We start from the raw sequence: 15,134 nt of genomic DNA, 5'->3' as shown, positions 1-15,134 counted from the left end.
CAATTCACATCGCGTGGCAACTGGCCTAAACCTGCGACACAAAGAGGTGACTGGCAGATGACGCATACCCCCTTTTTCATTGATGGCGCAGCACGAAGCGGCGCATGGGTGATCACCTGCGATCACGCCACGAACACGGTTCCGCCGCACGTCAATGGCGGCACGCTTGGTCTGCCCGAGGACGAGATGGAGCGCCATATCGCCATCGACATCGGCGCATTGGGTCTGGCGCATGCGCTGGGTGCGCTGCTGAACGCACCTGTGGTCAGCGCCAACTTCTCGCGGCTCGTGATTGACCCGAACCGCGGCGCGGATGATCCCACACTGATCCCGCAGCTCTATGACGGCACGATCATCCCCGGCAATCGCGTCCTGCCCGAGGTGGAACGGCAGCGGCGCATCGACATGCTCTATGACCCATATCACGACGCCATTGCGCGCACGGCCTCGACCCGGGACATCGCGTTCCTTGCGGTGCACAGCTTCACCCCACAGCTCAAGAAGCGCCCGCCGCGACCCTGGGAAATCGGCGTGCTGTCGGCCAGGGACAGACGCATCGCGGACCCCCTCATCGCGGGTCTGCAAGGCGCACTCACCAGCCCGGTCGGCGACAATGCGCCCTACGCCGGGTTCTTCCCCGGCGACGCCATGAGCCAGCACGCCCATATCCCGGGCCGCCCAAACGTGATTCTCGAAATCCGGCAGGACCTGATCGCGGACGCGCGCGGACAACAGCACTGGGCCGCCCTTCTCGCCACACACCTTGAAGCCGCGCGAACAGACGCCAATCTTTGATCCAATCTTCATTTCGCCACATAAACCGCGGGGTCCGGGGCAGCGCCCCGGTCCGACAGAGCCAAAAAAGGACCACACATATGGATGACCAAACCCGCCTCGAGCTTGAAGCCGCCGCCTTCCGCCGCCTGCGCCAGCACCTGATGCAGGACCGCACGGACGTCCAGAACATCGACATGATGAACCTTGCGGGCTTCTGCCGGAACTGCCTGAGCCGCTGGTATCAGGAAGCCGCTGCCGAAAAGGGGATCGAGATGTCCAAGGATGACGCACGCGAGACGTTCTACGGCATGACCATGGCGGACTGGAAAGCCAACTATCAGACAGAGGCAAATGACGCCCAACAGGATGCGTTCAAAACCGCCTTTGCAGAAAATGTCGGGGACAAATCGTGACCTACCGGGTTGGCACACGGGCAACAGGTGCGCCCACTCCGACGGCCTTTACGCCCGATCCGTTCGAACGGGCCAAGGCGCCGGATCCGCTGCAATTCGAGGTGAACCTCGTGGCCGAAGCCGGCACCATGCAGCACAAGACAGGCTCGGTGTCCGTCAACATCCCCGGCTTCTCGCCGCTGACGCTTTATTGTGATGAACAACCGCCCGTGGGCGAGGATCAGGCCCCGCCGCCGCTGGCCTATTTCTGCGCAGGCATCGGGTTCTGCCTGATGACGCATCTGACGGACATCTACTCCGCCCGCAAGATCGAGATCACGTCACTGAAACTGGAACAACGGGTGCGGTTTGCCACCAATCTCGGGCACATGCGCGAGCTGGGGCACATGACAAACGGCAAGACCGAACTGGTCGAAACCCATGTGCTGATCGAAAGCCCCGAACCGCGCGACAGGATCGAAGCGCTGCTGGCCGAAGCCGAAGGCGCGTGCATGGCGCATTTCGCGCTGCGCAACCCGATCCCGTGGACCACACGGCTGGTGCACAACGGGGAGGAGGCGCTCAGCCATTCCGGCAATGGCGCGTAAGGCGGAGTTCACTCCGCCCCAAGCACCGCAAAAAAACCCGTAAGGCGGAGGTGTCCTCCGCCCGCGCGCGGTCAGTCGTTGATATCACGGTCCCATAGCTTGACCTGGCCCTGCCGCACACCAATCGCGCGGCGCAGGGCAATGGCGGCGATCAGGCTCGCCACGGCGAACAGCATCAGCAAGGTGGGCAGGCCCGCGCCAACCCAGCCCAATGCGCCAAATCCAAGCGCCACGCCAACTACAACCGCGCCAACGGCCATGCCAAGAAACACAAAGGCGGGCACAAACACCTCGACAAAGGCAAGGATCAGGGCCGCGACGATCCAGACCCACCAGATGCTCCACAGTGCTGTCATCATTTCTTCCTCCCGGCCAACATGCCAAAGGCTTCGCCAAAGGCGTCCATTGCGCTGGCGGGCAGAAGAACCGTCTGCTGGCCCGCGCCTGATGCAAGTGTAGACACCGCATCCACCTGTTTCAAAGCCACCTGATATTGGGCCGCCTCGATCCCGTGCGTGGCAATGGCCTCTGCCACCACCTGCGTGGCATAGGCTTCGGCTTCGGCCTCCACACGGCGGGCCTTTGCACCCTGTTCGGCGGCATAAAGCTCCGCATCCGCATTCAGTTCCGTGGCCCGCTTGTGCCCTTCGGCTTCTGTCACCGCGGCACGGCGTGCGCGTTCGGCATTCAGCTGTTGCAGCATCGCCTCGCGGGTCGCCTTGTCCAGGTTGACGTCCAGAATTTCGGCGCGCGTGACCTCGATCCCCCAATCGTTCACCGCTTCCTCGACCAGATGCTTGATCTGGGTGATCAGTTGCGACCGGTTCGACTGCACCTCGTCCAGTTCCATCTTGCCGATCTCGGCACGCACGATCCCGGCCACGGTTGTCTGCACGGCCCCGTCCACGTCGCGGATCCGGTACACGGTGCGCTCGGGCTCGGTCACGCGGTAGAAGATGCTGGTTTCGACCTGTACCAGCACGTTGTCCGACGTGATCGCATCCTGACTTGCATTGGGCAGCTGGCGTTCAAGCACCGACACCTTGTGCCGCACCACGTCCAGAAACGGCACGATGAAGTTGATGCCCGGCCCCAGCACCGAATGCAGACGGCCAAAGCGTTCCACCACGTATTTTTCGGATTGCGGCACGATGCGGACGCCCAGAAACAGGCAGACCAGCAGGAACGCCGCCCCGAGGATGAGGATCAGGTTCTCGCTCAGCAGGTTCAGGATTAACTCTTCATTCATTTAATTTGTCCCTCGATGTTAATATTGTTTACATACTGAGATGGGAACAAAAAGCCCGCTTTTCAAGGGGTAATCGAAAAGCGGGCTAGAAATGAGGGGCTTAGATGGCGGCCTTGCGGCTCTCGTCCAGATAGATTTCGCGCAGGCGCGGGGCGACCCGACCGGGCGTGCCATCGCCCAGCTTTGCGCCGTCAATCTCAACCACCGGCATCACGAAGGTCGAGGCCGATGTGATGAACGCCTCGTCCGCCGCGCGCGCCTCGTCGATGGTGAAGTTCCGCTCTTCCACTTCCATCTGCGCCTCTGCCGCAAAGCGCAGCACGGCGGCGCGGGTGATCCCGTGCAGGATGTCGTTGGATTTTTCGCGCGTGATGATCTTGTTGCCCTTCACGATATAGGCGTTGTTGGAGGTGCCTTCGGTCACGAACCCGTCCTGGATCATCCACGCATCATCCGCGCCCGCCTTCTTGGCCATCATCTTGCCCATCGAAGGATAGAGCAGCTGCACCGTCTTGATGTCGCGCCGGCCCCAGCGGATGTCGTCGATGCTGATGACCTTCATGCCCTTCTTGGCTGCCGGATTGTCGGCCAGCCCGGGCTTGTTCTGCGTGAACAGCACGATTGTGGGCGGCGTCGTTTCGGGGTCGGGAAAGACGAAGTCCCGGTCATCCGGTGCGCCGCGCGTGATCTGGAGATAGATCATACCCTCTTCGATACCGTTCAACCGCACCAACTCGCGGTGCACCTCGAGCAGGTCCTCTTTGGCGATGGGCGATTGCATCTCCAGCTCATCCAGCGAGCGTTGCAGGCGGACCGCATGGCCGTCAAAGTCGATCAGCTTGCCGTCGAGAACGCTTGTCACTTCATAGACACCATCCGCCATCAGGAACCCGCGATCAAAGATCGATACCGTGGCTTCGGTTTCGGGTATGTACTCTCCGTTGACATAGACGGTGCGCATCTCGGATCTCCACTCTTTGGCGTGCGCCGCATGCCTGCACCGCAACAGGTTTCACGTCAACGCCAAAGCACGAAACCGGCATGCGGCAAACCGCTGCTGAGGTGGGTCAACGGCGCCGCTGGATGGGTGCGCCAGAGGGATGCACACCGATGTCGCGCTGAACATCACGTGGCAGGTCCGCCAGAATGCGCCGCGTGGACACGGCGCGCAGGCGGGCGCGAAATGCGGTCATGTGCTGCTTGAGGCTGAGGGGGTGTCGCATCGAAACTCTCCGATCTGGTGAATGTGATGCTGTCAGATTACGGATGCCGCATTGGGGCTTTTCGCGAAAACTCCGTACTGGATGATAAATTCTTGCATCTTTTCACCAATATTGCGGTAAACTCACACGCGATACGAAACCAGAAATCGCAGCACCCCAATGGACACACTCGATTCCTTTGACAGAGACCTGCTGTCCCTGCTGCGGCGAGACTGCCGCCGCACGGGCGAAGAGCTGGCGGCCGAGGTCGGGCTGTCTGCGGCGAGTTGCCTGCGCCGCGTACAGCGCCTGCGCCGGATCGGCGCCATTCAGCGCGAGGTGGCGGTGGTGGCCCCCGATCTTCTGGGCACCCCTGTTACGGTGGTCGTCCTGCTGACCCTGCGACGGGGCGGGCGCGACCGCGTGGATCGGTTGCGCCAACACCTTCTGGGCCTGCCTGCCGTCGAACAGCTGATGCACGTCACGGGGCCTGCGGATTTCGTGCTGACGCTGCGCTGCGCCTCGATGGAGGCATATGCCGCCTTCACCGAAGCGCATTTCTACGATGATGTGATCAGCGGGTTCGAAAGCCTTGTGGTCCTGCGCGACCACGCCCCCGATCTGGGCTGAAACGCGCGCCCCGACTGGGCCGCTGTCAGCTTTGCGGCCCGGTCAACAGGTCCGGATCAAGCTGGCCCTCTTGCATCAGATGGCGCAACACTTCGGTCACCATGCGCGCATCGCCCAGCGCATCGTGGCCGCGCGCGTCTGGCAGGCTGAGGCCGAAATGGTCCAGCATGGTGTTGCTGCGCAATCCGTGGATCACATCCAGTGGCACGCCCGCTGCCAGAAACAGTTCGGGCGCGTTGCCAAAGCGGTGGGCCGGGATTGGTGGGGCGATGCCCGCGACATAGCAACTGATCGCCATCATGTTAAACTCGTCCTTGCCCCACGCCCACATGCGGTCTTGGCCCGCAAAGGCGGCAAACCGGTCAAGCGCCTCGGCCAGCGTGACGCCTTCGGCGTCCAGACGGTCAGTTGTGACGCCGGTCAATCTGGCATTGAGCGGGTCGAGAACCAGCGGCGCACCTGTCCGGTCCAACGGGCGGATCAACACCTCGAACCGCTCAAGGCTTTGGAACGGCGCATCCAGTGACATCCGCACAGCACCAATCTGGAACACGATCGGATCCGGGTCGTTTGGCCCGCACCAGAACCGTTGCGGCGCGCCGGGCGCGGTTGCAAATTCGCAATCGTAGATGATGGCTGTGCCGCTCATCCCCACAAGGCCGCTTGCGGTGGATGCACGCCGGATGTGTCGTAGACAAGCGGGGCTTTGCGATCCTCGGCCAAGAGGAGCGGGCCATCCAGATCCACAACCGCGGCACCCTGGGCCACCAGCGTGGCCGGGGCCATGGCCAGTGACGAGCCCACCATGCAGCCCACCATCACGCCATAGCCTTCGGCAAGCGCCGCGTCCCGCAAGGCCAGTGCTTCGGTCAGGCCGCCGGTCTTGTCGATCTTGATGTTGATCATGTCATATTTGCCCTTCAGCCCGGGCAGGCTGGCAGTGTCGTGGCAGGATTCGTCGGCACAGACCGGCACAGGCCGCGCCATCCCCAGCAGTGCATCATCCTTGCCCGCAGGCAGGGGCTGCTCGACCAGCTGCACGCCCAAGCGCACCAGATGCGGTGCCAGATCGGCATAGACCTCAGCTGACCACCCTTCATTCGCATCGATGATGATCGACGCCTTGGGCGCACCGGCGCGCACCGCCTCGAGCCGGGGCATGTCATCGGGCGTGCCGAGCTTGATCTTCAACAGCGGGCGATGTGCATTCTGTGCGGCCTGTGCCTGCATGGCTTCGGGCGTGTCGAGCGACAGGGTATAGGCCGTGATTTCCGGCCCGGGTTTGGGCAACCCGGCCAGTTCCCACACCCGCTGGCCTGTGCGCTTCGCCTCCAGATCCCACAGGGCACAATCCACCGCATTGCGCGCCGCCCCGGCAGGCAGCAGGTCATACAGACCTGCCCGGGTCAGGTCGCCCGACAGCCCGTTGATCTCGGCCGTGACCGAGTCCAGCGTCTCGTCATATCGGGCATAGGGCACACACTCGCCCCGGCCCGTGTGCACACCGTCGCTCACCTGCACGGTCAGCACATGCGCCTCGGTCCGTGAGCCGCGCGAAATGGTAAACACCTGCGCCAGCCGAAACACGTCCCGCGTCACTTCTATGCGCATTGGTCCACCCTTCCCTGTTTCAAGAATTCTCCCCCTCTGCCCGGCAGGTGGCTCTGCCATCGAGGGGGAGGGAGCATCTGAAAAGTGCCAGCCTCAGGATGTCAGCGCATCCACCAGCTTGCCAGCCCCAAAGCGGAACGGGTCGGTTGCGGGCAGGCCCATGCGGTCCTCGATCTCGGCCAGACAGGCGCGCGCGGCGTTTTCGTCCAGCGCCTTGGTGTTGACGGATACACCGGCCACAAAGCAGTCGGGGTTTGCCACGCGGGCCAGCGGCACAGCGGTGTCGCGCAGCGTTTCAAGCGACGGCAGCCCAAATTGCGGCAGGCCGCGCATGTGCGTGCGCGTCGGCTCGTGGCACAGCACCAGCGCGTCGGGCTGGCCGCCATGGATCAGCGCCATGGTCACGCCGGAATAGGAGACGTGGAACAGGCTGCCCTGCCCTTCGATATGGTCCCAGTGATCATCGTCATTGTCGGGGGTCAGATACTCCACCGCACCGGCCATAAAATCGGCGATGACCGCGTCCAGCGGCACGCCCTTGCCGGTGATCAGAATGCCGGTCTGGCCCGTGGCGCGGAAGGTCGACTTGAGGCCCCGGTCCCGCATCTCGGCATCCATGGACATGGCCGTGTACATCTTGCCACAGGAGCAATCCGTCCCGATGGCCAGCACCCGCTTGCCGCTGCGCTTTTGACCGTTTGCAATGGGATAGGCGATGGTCGGGACCCGCACGTCATGCAGGGTGCCGCCGTTGACCTTGGCCGCGGATTGAAGTTCGTTCTCGTCCCGCAGCAGGTTGTGCAGGCCCGCCGCCAGATCGTATCCCATCTGCAGCGCCTGAACGAGGACCTCTTTCCACGCGGTCGAGATCATGCCGCCCCGATTGGCCACACCGATCACCAATGTCTTGGCCCCGGCATCCAGCCCCTCTTGCAGCGACATGTCCGTCAGCCCCATATCCGCGCCGCAGCCCGGCAGACGGAACTGGCCCACCGCGTTTTCCGGCCGCCAGTCCTTGATGCCCTGGGCCACTTTTGCAGCCAGCTGGTCCGGCGCATCGCCGAGAAACAAAAGATACGGTGTCTGAATCATGTCGGGCCTTCCTTTGGTCGTTGCGCGTCATTCTACTCATCCGCAACGCAATCACATCGCGAAACGTGCCTGAAAGACGGGAAGTGTCGAAAGATCGTGCGTGAAATGGCGAAAGATGGCACAAATTTGCGCAAGGCCGGGGCGTGCGCACAGAATCTGCGCGCCGATGCTGCACCTGCAAAATGACCCTTGCAGCGCGTGGCGCAATTTAATACCAGCGAGCGGAAGAAAAACGAAATTATCTTACCAAAGGACGCGCCATGTCTTTCCGCCTGCAACCCACCCCTCCGGCCCGTCCCAACCGCTGCCAATTGTTCGGCCCCGGCTCGCGCCCCGCGATCTTCGAGAAGATGGCGGCCTCGGCTGCGGATGTCATCAATCTGGACCTCGAAGACAGCGTGGCCCCGTCCGACAAGGACAGTGCACGCGCCAACATCATTCAGGCCATCGGTGATATTGATTGGGGCAACAAGACGCTGTCGGTGCGGATCAACGGGCTCGACACGCCCTACTGGTACCGCGATGTGGTGGACCTGATGGAACAGGCGGGCGACCGGCTTGACCAAATCATGATCCCGAAGGTCGGCAATGCGGCTGACATCTATGCGGTGGATGCGCTGGTCACAGCCATCGAGACGGCCAAGGGCCGCACCAAACCCATCACCTTCGAAGTTATCATAGAATCCGCTGCTGGCATCGCCCACGTGGAAGAGATCGCTGCCGCTTCCCCCCGCCTCGCAGCCATGAGCCTCGGGGCCGCCGACTTCGCCGCCTCCATGGGCATGGCGACCACGGGCATCGGGGGCACGCAGGAAAATTACTACATGTACCGCGATGGGCAAAAGCACTGGTCCGATCCGTGGCACTGGGCACAAGCGGCCATCGTCGCAGCCTGTCGCACACATGGGGTGTTGCCCGTGGACGGCCCCTTTGGCGACTTTTCGGACGACGAAGGGTTCCGTGCGCAGGCTTTGCGGTCGGCCACGCTTGGCATGGTTGGCAAATGGGCGATCCACCCCAAGCAGGTCGCCATTGCAAACGAGGTCTTTACCCCGTCAGCAGAGGCCGTGTCAGAGGCCCGCGAGATCCTCGCCGCGATGGAAGAGGCAAAGGCCAAGGGCGAAGGGGCCACGGTCTACAAGGGTCGCCTCGTCGATATCGCGTCGATCAAACAGGCCGAGGTGATCGTGAAACAGTCCGAGATGATCGCGAACCATTAAGCAAAAAAGGGATGGTGGGTGGGGTGTCTTTGGCGGATGCCAAAGCACGTCACCCATCAGACTAATCCGGCCAGACCTTGCGCCCGTCCACGCCGGTTTCTTCGATCAGGCCAAGGCGCTTGGCCTCGTAATAATATCCGCGCGCGTACCACATCACGGCGGCATCCATGTCGTTGCCCGACACCAGCCACGCCCCGCGCAAATAACGCGTCGCGTATTTCAGGTTGGTTTCGGCATCGAGCAGATCATTGGGCTGCCCCCGAAACCCCATACTGCGCGCCGTCGCGGGCAGGATCTGCATCAACCCGTAATAGGGTCCGTTTCGTGCTTCGGGACGGTGCGTGCTTTCACGGATGACAACGCGCTGGACCAGGGCCACGGGAATGTCGTTCGCGGCAGCCGCCGCTTCGATCTGGGCACGCAATGCAGGCGTCTCATTGGGATACAGCGGCACGGTCTGCACCGCCGGTACTTCGGGTTCGGGCGCGGAACAGGCCGCGACACAGGCCAGCGCACATATCAGGAAAATTCGTATCATGGGCGCACCGATACTGCGGCACGGCCCGTGATACCACGCACACAGACGTGATTGGGCAAGACCCCGCCCACATGGTTCCCTGCGCGCCAAATCCAAATGCCGGAGACACCCCATGCGCGCCATCCTCGCCGCCCTTGCCCTGATCCTGACACCGCTGACCGCCCTGGCCGAGATGGCCCCGCGCGACGGCTGGTCCGTCACGCCGACGGACAAAGGCTATGACCAGTTGATCGCAGACGTGAAGTCAGCGGCCAAGGCCAACAAGATGGGCGTGGTCACGCAGGCCGGGCCAACAGGTGCCGCCAAATCCCGTGGCATCACCATCCCCGGTAACCGCGTGATTGGCCTGTTCAACAATGTCTATGCGGTCGACATCCTGAACCTGTCGACCGCCGCGATGATCGAAGCCCCGGTGCGGGTGTATGTCACTGAAAACGCGGACGGAACGGCAACGCTCAGCTACAAGCTGCCGTCCATGGTCTTTGCGCCCTACGTGCAAGAAGCGGGGCCAGACCTGGAAGCACTGGCCGGAGAATTGGACGTCATTTTCGCCTCAATCGCTCAAGATGCCATCAAATAATGCATAAATTCTAATTACTTACGGCGGAACTCTGCCGGGCATTTCGCCTTTTCTTCATCAATCCAGTCTTTGTTGGATGGCGGTGAAAGAGGTACGATATGACGTTTGTTGGTGTTTCGGTTTTATTGGATTTTGTCAGTTCGCTGGCGGTTCTGGGCCTGCTTGTCGTGGGCTTCAGCGCACTTGCACCAAGTCTGACCTACAAGTGGTTCAGTGCCCCGCTTCTGGGGGTGTTCTTTGCGCTTGTCGTCGGGCTTCAGATGTCCATGCCGCTCAGCCCGACGGACGGTGTCATCGTCGATATGCGCAACGTGCCCATCGTGCTGGCAGGCGCGTTTCTGGGTCTGCGCGGACTTCTGATCTGCCTTGTCATATCCATCGCGTTTCGGGCGGGGCTGGGTGGCGTTGGCACGATGCCCGGGATCATCGGCATGTTGATTGCGGGCGGCGTCGGATATGCCTGGTCACTGGCGCAGCCGCTGCTCAAATTTGGCGATATCGGCAAACTTGGTGTTCTTGGGTTGCTGGTGAACCTTCACATGTTGTCCGCCTTCACCGCACCGCCACAGATTGTAGAATGGTATTTCGCGCAGGCCGCGCCGACGATCTTTTTGCTCAACATGATCTGCGTGCCCGCGCTCGGGTGGTTGATGTTGCGCACCCAGTATCTTGTGGCGCATCAGGCACAGCTTGCGGCATCGGCGCATGTCGATCCGATCACCCGCCTGCTCACCACAAACGCCTTTGCCCGCGAAGTGGCACATTTCCATTCGGCAGATGCGCAGCGACGTGTTCAGGGCATGGTGGCCGTCACGCTCAAAAACGCCGCGTGGCTCGACAAAACTTGGGGGGAGACGGCGACGGTACAGGCCCTGGGTGCCCTGCGCGTGCGGTTGTCTGAAATGTTCCATGACAACAGGCCCTTGGGTGCCGATGGGCAGCAACGTGTTTTGATCCCCGTTACCGTCTCGGAAATGCAGGACCTGCGCCCCTTGCGGCACGCGTTGCGGCGACTGGCGTCCGATATGCCCATCAGTCTTAATGGCGATGTCGAGGTGCCCTTGTCCGTGCTGGTGGAAACCGTCAGCTTTCGCAACCCGGACAACCCGGACGAGACATTGAAAGACATTCGCCGCTCTGCGTCGGTTCGGCGGTCTGCCGGAGCCAAACAGGGCCCTGCGCCCCGGCCAGCGGGACGCGACATCGATATGTCGACCCCCGCCGGTGTATGCAGCGCCACGCTGAGACGGCTTTTTGACGAAACGGATGCACAATTGCAGAGAGTGGCGCGCCAAAGCTAGGCGCGTTCATCCTTGGGCGATCCCATCACCACATAGGATGTGATGCCGTTCACCTGTGGCAGTGCGCCCAGCATGTCGGTGTGAAAGGTTTTGTAACTGGGCAGGTCGGCACATTCGATGCGCAGCAGGTATTCGATTGTCCCGGTGATGTTGTGGCATTCCCGAACCTCAGGCGCGCGGGAGATGGCACGTTCGAACGCCTCTTGGCTGGCCTTGGAATGGTCGTTCAATCCCACGCCGATATAGGCGACGAACCCCGTTCCCAGCTTGGTCCTGTCCAGCACCGCCCGGTAGCCGGTGATGATCCCCGCCCGTTCCAGTTCTTGCACCCGCCGCAAACAGGCCGAGGGGGACAGACCGACGCGATCCGCCAATTCGATATTGCTGATGCGGCCGTCACGCCCCAACTCTTGCAATATTCGTTCGTTTTTCTGATCCAAGGCCACCATTTGTTGCAGTATTAGACAGGAAGGGTCGTACTTTGCAATCTTTCGCCGATCGAACACCGTCACTTCTTGCACATGACTTTTGAACTGATCACCGCCCTTGCGGCGTTTGCCTTTGTCAGCTCCATCACGCCGGGGCCGAACAACCTGATGCTCATGGCGTCCGGGGCAAATTTCGGGTTTCGGCGTACGATTCCGCACATGCTTGGTGTTGGCCTGGGCTTTGTCTTCATGGTGCTTCTGGTGGGGGCGGGTCTGGTGCAGGTGTTTGATGCCTATCCGATCAGCCACACGATCCTCAAAGCCCTGTCCGTCGCCTATCTGCTGTATCTGGCGTGGAAAATCGCCAATGCGGCGCCCATCGCGGACAAGGGGGACAAGGGCACGCCCATGACATTCCTGCAGGCGGCGGCCTTTCAGTGGGTCAATCCCAAGGCGTGGACCATGGCGTTGACCGCGGTCACTGTCTACACGCCCGACACGACGTTGTGGGCCATCGCGACGGTGGCCGTCGTCTTTGGTGCGATCAACCTGCCGTCGGTGAGTTCGTGGACGCTTCTTGGCCAGCAGATGGCCCGCGTGCTGACCAATCCGGCGCGCCTTGCCGCCTTCAACTGGACAATGGCGGTGCTGCTTGTTGCCTCGCTCTACCCGGTGATCTTTCCCTGACGTTGCAAAAGATGCATCCTGCGGCCATATAGCGGCAAATTGCATCGGGGACGCAGGCGTGACGCAGTATCTGGAATTCGAAAAGCCATTGGCGGAAATTGAGGGCAAGGCAGAGGAACTGCGCGCCCTCGCCCGGCAGAACGAAGAGATGGATGTCACGGACGAAGCGGCGGGGCTGGATGCCAAGGCCGCCCAGATGCTTGAGGACCTGTATGCGGATCTGACGCCATGGCGGAAATGCCAGGTCGCCCGCCATCCGGACCGGCCGCATTGCGTGGACTACATTGACGCGTTGTTTTCGGAATACACCCCTCTGGCCGGTGATCGCAATTTCGCGGACGATCATGCCGTCATGGGCGGGTTGGCCCGATTTGGCGACCGACCGGTCATGGTCATCGGCCATGAAAAGGGCAACGACACCAAGTCGCGCATCGAGCGCAATTTCGGCATGGCCCGGCCCGAAGGGTACCGCAAGGCGATCCGCCTGATGGACATGGCCGACCGCTTTGGCCTGCCGGTCATTACCCTCGTCGATACGCCCGGCGCCTATCCGGGCAAGGGCGCGGAAGAGCGCGGCCAGTCCGAAGCCATCGCGCGGTCGACCGAAAAATGCCTGCAGATCGGCGTGCCGCTTGTGTCCGTGGTCATCGGAGAAGGTGGATCAGGCGGGGCCGTTGCATTTGCCACGGCCAACCGGGTGGCGATGCTGGAACACTCCGTCTACTCGGTGATCAGTCCCGAAGGGTGCGCGTCGATCCTGTGGAAAGATGCCGAAAAGATGCGTGAGGCTGCCGAAGCCTTGCGTCTGACCGCGCAGGACCTGCGCCAGCTGGGCGTGAATGACCGCATCATTCCGGAGGCCACGGGTGGCGCACACCGGCATCGGGACGCGACGATCAGTGCTGTTGGCAACGCCTTGACCGCGATGCTTTCGGAGTTGGACAACAAGGACCCTGCCGAGCTGATCGCCGACCGGCGCAAGAAGTTCCTCGGTCTTGGCAGCACCGGTCTGGCTGCCTGATCAGCTCACCTTGCTTAATTCAGGTGCCGGGTCGATCATCTGGCCCGGTAATTCAACACGCACCTCCGCCCCCTCGCCCGTGGCCGGAGCACCGAACTTGACGGTGCCGCCCCGCGCCTTGACCAAGCGTCTGACACCCATCAAGCCAAAGCCGTTGGCGACAGATGTTGCCGGGTCCGCGTCCGCAGGCGCTTGCTGAAACCCGGGGCCGTGATCCCGGACACAAATCGCAAGGCGTCGCGTGTTCATCTGGTCGACAGAGATTTCGACCCGAAGTGCATCACGGTCCGCATGTTTGAATGCGTTGTCGATCAAGTTTCGCACGATGATCTGAACTGCGGTGTAGTCCGCATCCAACGTGATCCGCGGATAGGACACCGAATGTTCCCGCAGCGGGTCCAGCAAGACCAGAATGTCGTCGCACACCCCGCCGAAATCGAAGGGGCCGGACTTGACCGGGGCGCTTTTGGCCATGACCTGCGCCATGGTTTCGGAAATCACATCAAGGGACTTGTCCGCCAGCGTGTCGATCATGTTGATCAGTTCCAGCTTGCCGTCGCCGTGGTCCACGAAGTCGTGGCGCATCAGGTAGGCAAGAGATTTCATGTTCCCGATGGGGCTGCGCAGATCGTGCGCGGCGAGGCAGACAAGATCTTCGACCTCGCGGGCGGCGGCGGCAGTCATGACTTCCTGTTGCAGCAGGCTGCGCTCTGCGGAAATGTCGTGTGATGTGCCCACCATGCGCACCAGCGCCCCGTCTTCGTCATGTGTGGCCACAAGGCTGGTCCGAAACCAGACCTTGTCATCGCGCAAGGGCAGCGCAATCTCGTAACAGGTGGTTTGCCCGGCTTGCCATGCGATCAATTGGTGACGAAAAACCGAATAGGCGGCGCGCCCGTCAAACACCTCGTGGGCGGCTTTTCCGATGATTTCATCCAAGCCCTTGCCAAGGCGGTCCCGCCCGACCTTGTTGAGAAAGTCATATACCGGCCTGCCCTCGTCATCGGCGACAAGAACGAAGACCGGGGCATCCACCAGGTCGTAGATCGAATAGTCCAAGCGTCACATCCTGCGTCCGTTCACTGTGCGATGTACCTATCAACGCCTGGCTACCAAACGTTTAAGCTCAGCTCGCCAACATGCGCAAACCTTGAGTCACATCCGAACGAACTGCCAGTCGCAGGCTTGGTTCATCACCCGCGCGCAACGCGGCGATGATCAAACGGTGGTATTGTGGCGGCTCCGTTCGGCGCAAACGGCCATAGAGCGCGCGCATCGTCGGCCCCATCTGCAGCCATACCGTTTCGGCCATCGCCAGCATCGCCGGTGCCTGTGCACGCAGGTACAAGGTGCGGTGAAATTCGAGGTTGGTGCGGATGTAGCTGACCGCGTCCCGATGCGCGACCGCCTCGGCCACAGCGCTGTTGATCGTTTGCAGGCGTTCGATCAGGGCCAGATGCGCACGCGGCAGGGCACGGGTTGCCAGCTCCACTTCGATCAGGGCACGCAGTGCCGCCAATTCCTCGATCCGTTCGTTGGACAGCTCGGGTGTCGACACGCGACCCGATTGCGACATCGTCAACGCCCCTTCGGCCACCAGACGGCGCACCGCCTCGCGGGCGGGCGTCATCGACACATCGTATTGCTTGCCGATCCCGCGCAGCGTCAACGGTTGGCCGGGTGCGATGTCGCCATGCATGATGCGTGTCCGCAGCCGTCGGTAGACGCGGTCATGGGCGGCAGAGGTGGTGTCTCGGGTGCGCGGAACCTGTTGCATGGATATTTGTGATCACACCTG

The 15,134-nt window shown here is 61.9% G+C and carries 20 protein-coding genes; 9 read left to right on the top strand and 11 right to left on the bottom strand.

The features are described from left to right. Positions 1-57: 57 nt before the first annotated feature. The 3 genes from Q1A32_RS09345 (at position 58) to Q1A32_RS09335 (ending at position 1,777) form a co-directional block, all read left to right on the top strand. Positions 58-795 (top strand): N-formylglutamate amidohydrolase, encoded by a 738-nt coding sequence (locus tag Q1A32_RS09345; protein ID WP_299652133.1) that lies wholly within the window; start codon positions 58-60, stop codon positions 793-795. An 80-nt stretch (positions 796-875) separates the two neighbouring features. Then, the gene (locus Q1A32_RS09340; protein WP_299613185.1) at positions 876-1,190 is read left to right on the top strand and encodes a DUF1244 domain-containing protein; all 315 of its coding nucleotides are present in this window, start codon (positions 876-878) and stop codon (positions 1,188-1,190) included. After that, positions 1,187-1,777: an OsmC family protein gene (locus Q1A32_RS09335; RefSeq protein ID WP_299652131.1), complete on the top strand. Its 591-nt coding sequence runs from the start codon at positions 1,187-1,189 to the stop codon at positions 1,775-1,777. Before Q1A32_RS09340 ends, Q1A32_RS09335 begins: the two co-directional genes overlap by 4 nt. 71 nt (positions 1,778-1,848) lie before the next feature. Here the strand turns inward: Q1A32_RS09335 and Q1A32_RS09330 are convergent, their stop codons facing one another. The 4 genes from Q1A32_RS09330 to Q1A32_RS09315 form a co-directional block, all read right to left on the bottom strand. Then, on the bottom strand, positions 1,849-2,136 hold the full coding sequence (locus Q1A32_RS09330; RefSeq protein WP_299652129.1) for an NfeD family protein: 288 nt from the start codon (positions 2,134-2,136) through the stop codon (positions 1,849-1,851). Beyond that, positions 2,133-3,026, bottom strand: a complete 894-nt coding sequence (locus tag Q1A32_RS09325; RefSeq protein WP_299652127.1) for an SPFH domain-containing protein — start codon at positions 3,024-3,026, stop codon at positions 2,133-2,135. Before Q1A32_RS09325 ends, Q1A32_RS09330 begins: the two co-directional genes overlap by 4 nt. A 100-nt stretch (positions 3,027-3,126) precedes the next feature. Further along, positions 3,127-3,987: a D-amino-acid transaminase gene (locus Q1A32_RS09320; RefSeq protein ID WP_299652125.1), complete on the bottom strand. Its 861-nt coding sequence runs from the start codon at positions 3,985-3,987 to the stop codon at positions 3,127-3,129. A gap of 106 nt (positions 3,988-4,093) precedes the next feature. After that, positions 4,094-4,249 (bottom strand): hypothetical protein, encoded by a 156-nt coding sequence (locus tag Q1A32_RS09315; protein ID WP_299652123.1) that lies wholly within the window; start codon positions 4,247-4,249, stop codon positions 4,094-4,096. 159 nt (positions 4,250-4,408) lie between these two features. Between Q1A32_RS09315 and Q1A32_RS09310 the strand changes: the two genes are divergently transcribed. After that, positions 4,409-4,858, top strand: a complete 450-nt coding sequence (locus Q1A32_RS09310; protein WP_299613197.1) for an Lrp/AsnC family transcriptional regulator — start codon at positions 4,409-4,411, stop codon at positions 4,856-4,858. A 25-nt stretch (positions 4,859-4,883) separates the two neighbouring features. On the opposite strand, the gene Q1A32_RS09305 is transcribed toward Q1A32_RS09310, so the two are convergent. From Q1A32_RS09305 to dgcN, 3 genes are all read right to left on the bottom strand, one after another. Further along, positions 4,884-5,507, bottom strand: coding sequence for an exonuclease (locus Q1A32_RS09305; RefSeq protein ID WP_299652121.1), 624 nt, complete (start codon positions 5,505-5,507; stop codon positions 4,884-4,886). Further along, on the bottom strand, positions 5,504-6,469 hold the full coding sequence (dgcA, locus tag Q1A32_RS09300) for an N-acetyl-D-Glu racemase DgcA (RefSeq protein WP_299652118.1): 966 nt from the start codon (positions 6,467-6,469) through the stop codon (positions 5,504-5,506). Before dgcA ends, Q1A32_RS09305 begins: the two co-directional genes overlap by 4 nt. Before the next feature lie 93 nt (positions 6,470-6,562). Beyond that, complete coding sequence (dgcN, locus tag Q1A32_RS09295) at positions 6,563-7,561, bottom strand: N-acetyltransferase DgcN (RefSeq protein ID WP_299652116.1); 999 nt, start codon at positions 7,559-7,561, stop codon at positions 6,563-6,565. Positions 7,562-7,821: 260 nt separating this feature from the next. On the opposite strand from dgcN, the gene Q1A32_RS09290 reads away from it, so the two are divergent. Next, positions 7,822-8,781 carry an L-malyl-CoA/beta-methylmalyl-CoA lyase gene (locus Q1A32_RS09290; protein WP_299652114.1) on the top strand — a complete coding sequence of 320 codons (960 nt, stop codon included), beginning with the start codon at positions 7,822-7,824 and terminating at the stop codon, positions 8,779-8,781. Between the two features lie 61 nt (positions 8,782-8,842). On the opposite strand, the gene Q1A32_RS09285 is transcribed toward Q1A32_RS09290, so the two are convergent. Next, a complete protein-coding gene (locus Q1A32_RS09285; RefSeq protein ID WP_299652112.1) occupies positions 8,843-9,319 on the bottom strand; it encodes a lytic transglycosylase domain-containing protein in 477 nt (158 codons plus the stop codon). Positions 9,320-9,431: 112 nt separating this feature from the next. Between Q1A32_RS09285 and Q1A32_RS09280 the strand changes: the two genes are divergently transcribed. Beyond that, the gene (locus Q1A32_RS09280; protein ID WP_299652111.1) at positions 9,432-9,899 is read left to right on the top strand and encodes a DUF302 domain-containing protein; all 468 of its coding nucleotides are present in this window, start codon (positions 9,432-9,434) and stop codon (positions 9,897-9,899) included. 98 nt (positions 9,900-9,997) lie between these two features. Further along, entirely contained in the window at positions 9,998-11,200 is a 1,203-nt protein-coding gene (locus Q1A32_RS09275) for a LytS/YhcK type 5TM receptor domain-containing protein (protein ID WP_299652109.1), read from the top strand. Here the strand turns inward: Q1A32_RS09275 and Q1A32_RS09270 are convergent. Further along, the gene (locus tag Q1A32_RS09270) at positions 11,197-11,649 is read right to left on the bottom strand and encodes an Lrp/AsnC family transcriptional regulator (protein ID WP_299652106.1); all 453 of its coding nucleotides are present in this window, start codon (positions 11,647-11,649) and stop codon (positions 11,197-11,199) included. The genes Q1A32_RS09275 and Q1A32_RS09270 overlap by 4 nt on opposite strands. Positions 11,650-11,721: 72 nt before the next feature. On the opposite strand from Q1A32_RS09270, the gene Q1A32_RS09265 reads away from it, so the two are divergent. Both Q1A32_RS09265 and Q1A32_RS09260 read left to right on the top strand, forming a co-directional pair. Further along, the gene (locus tag Q1A32_RS09265) at positions 11,722-12,315 is read left to right on the top strand and encodes a LysE family translocator (protein ID WP_299613214.1); all 594 of its coding nucleotides are present in this window, start codon (positions 11,722-11,724) and stop codon (positions 12,313-12,315) included. A gap of 58 nt (positions 12,316-12,373) precedes the next feature. Further along, on the top strand, positions 12,374-13,336 hold the full coding sequence (locus tag Q1A32_RS09260; RefSeq protein ID WP_299613216.1) for an acetyl-CoA carboxylase carboxyltransferase subunit alpha: 963 nt from the start codon (positions 12,374-12,376) through the stop codon (positions 13,334-13,336). Here Q1A32_RS09260 and Q1A32_RS09255 read toward each other — a convergent pair whose 3' ends face one another. Both Q1A32_RS09255 and Q1A32_RS09250 read right to left on the bottom strand, forming a co-directional pair. Next, positions 13,337-14,395 carry a PAS domain-containing sensor histidine kinase gene (locus Q1A32_RS09255; protein ID WP_299652104.1) on the bottom strand — a complete coding sequence of 353 codons (1,059 nt, stop codon included), beginning with the start codon at positions 14,393-14,395 and terminating at the stop codon, positions 13,337-13,339. 67 nt (positions 14,396-14,462) lie between these two features. After that, positions 14,463-15,113, bottom strand: coding sequence for a GntR family transcriptional regulator (locus Q1A32_RS09250; protein WP_299613220.1), 651 nt, complete (start codon positions 15,111-15,113; stop codon positions 14,463-14,465). Positions 15,114-15,134 lie beyond the last annotated feature (21 nt).

The sequence above is a fragment of the uncultured Tateyamaria sp. genome (assembly GCF_947503415.1).
Taxonomy (GTDB): domain Bacteria; phylum Pseudomonadota; class Alphaproteobacteria; order Rhodobacterales; family Rhodobacteraceae; genus Tateyamaria.
This window is presented reverse-complemented; position numbering and strand designations above follow the sequence as displayed.

Excerpts from the sequence above, each read along its gene's own strand:
- Q1A32_RS09345 (WP_299652133.1), top strand. The coding sequence starts at position 58 with ATGACGCATACCCCCTTTTTCATTGATGGCGCAGCACGAAGCGGCGCA.
- Q1A32_RS09340 (WP_299613185.1), top strand. The coding sequence starts at position 876 with ATGGATGACCAAACCCGCCTCGAGCTTGAAGCCGCCGCCTTCCGCCGC.
- Q1A32_RS09330 (WP_299652129.1), bottom strand. The coding sequence starts at position 2,136 with ATGATGACAGCACTGTGGAGCATCTGGTGGGTCTGGATCGTCGCGGCC.
- Q1A32_RS09325 (WP_299652127.1), bottom strand. The coding sequence starts at position 3,026 with ATGAATGAAGAGTTAATCCTGAACCTGCTGAGCGAGAACCTGATCCTC.
- Q1A32_RS09320 (WP_299652125.1), bottom strand. The coding sequence starts at position 3,987 with ATGCGCACCGTCTATGTCAACGGAGAGTACATACCCGAAACCGAAGCC.
- Q1A32_RS09315 (WP_299652123.1), bottom strand. The coding sequence starts at position 4,249 with ATGCGACACCCCCTCAGCCTCAAGCAGCACATGACCGCATTTCGCGCC.
- Q1A32_RS09310 (WP_299613197.1), top strand. The coding sequence starts at position 4,409 with ATGGACACACTCGATTCCTTTGACAGAGACCTGCTGTCCCTGCTGCGG.
- Q1A32_RS09305 (WP_299652121.1), bottom strand. The coding sequence starts at position 5,507 with ATGAGCGGCACAGCCATCATCTACGATTGCGAATTTGCAACCGCGCCC.
- dgcA (WP_299652118.1), bottom strand. The coding sequence starts at position 6,469 with ATGCGCATAGAAGTGACGCGGGACGTGTTTCGGCTGGCGCAGGTGTTT.
- dgcN (WP_299652116.1), bottom strand. The coding sequence starts at position 7,561 with ATGATTCAGACACCGTATCTTTTGTTTCTCGGCGATGCGCCGGACCAG.
- Q1A32_RS09290 (WP_299652114.1), top strand. The coding sequence starts at position 7,822 with ATGTCTTTCCGCCTGCAACCCACCCCTCCGGCCCGTCCCAACCGCTGC.
- Q1A32_RS09285 (WP_299652112.1), bottom strand. The coding sequence starts at position 9,319 with ATGATACGAATTTTCCTGATATGTGCGCTGGCCTGTGTCGCGGCCTGT.
- Q1A32_RS09280 (WP_299652111.1), top strand. The coding sequence starts at position 9,432 with ATGCGCGCCATCCTCGCCGCCCTTGCCCTGATCCTGACACCGCTGACC.
- Q1A32_RS09275 (WP_299652109.1), top strand. The coding sequence starts at position 9,998 with ATGACGTTTGTTGGTGTTTCGGTTTTATTGGATTTTGTCAGTTCGCTG.
- Q1A32_RS09270 (WP_299652106.1), bottom strand. The coding sequence starts at position 11,649 with ATGGTGGCCTTGGATCAGAAAAACGAACGAATATTGCAAGAGTTGGGG.
- Q1A32_RS09265 (WP_299613214.1), top strand. The coding sequence starts at position 11,722 with ATGACTTTTGAACTGATCACCGCCCTTGCGGCGTTTGCCTTTGTCAGC.
- Q1A32_RS09250 (WP_299613220.1), bottom strand. The coding sequence starts at position 15,113 with ATGCAACAGGTTCCGCGCACCCGAGACACCACCTCTGCCGCCCATGAC.